Origin of the sequence: Pseudomonas sp. SIMBA_067, from assembly GCF_046534675.1 — a bacterium.
Classification (GTDB): Bacteria; Pseudomonadota; Gammaproteobacteria; order Pseudomonadales; family Pseudomonadaceae; genus Aquipseudomonas; species Aquipseudomonas putida.
Genome location: NZ_JAWRYH010000343.1, coordinates 1 through 277, shown reverse-complemented (window position 1 = coordinate 277; position 277 = coordinate 1). Strand labels below are relative to the sequence as shown.

1 protein-coding gene is annotated in these 277 nt (G+C 60.3%); it reads left to right on the top strand.

What is annotated here, in order from left to right:
- Positions 1–209: helix-turn-helix domain-containing protein (locus SB765_RS29380; RefSeq protein ID WP_410932453.1), on the top strand; the 209-nt coding region annotated here is incomplete at its 5' end.
- Positions 210–277: the final 68 nt, after the last annotated feature.

Below are 277 nucleotides of genomic sequence, written 5' to 3'. Positions count from 1 at the left end.
CTTCCACAGCCATGCTCACCTCCACACCGGGCGGCTTGAGCGAACAAGTCGAACAGTTCGAAAAAAGCCTGATCGCCGCCGAACTGACGCGCCCCCACAGCTCCGTGCGCAGCCTCGCCGAGGCGCTCGGCATTCCGCGCAAAACCCTGCACGACAAATTGCGCAAGCAGGGCTTGATCTTCGCCAACCAGAGTACCGACGAAGAATGATCCACACACACCAAGAGGCCCACATGAACCGCGACAGCCGTTACCTGGAATCCGTGCTGCACCATGAC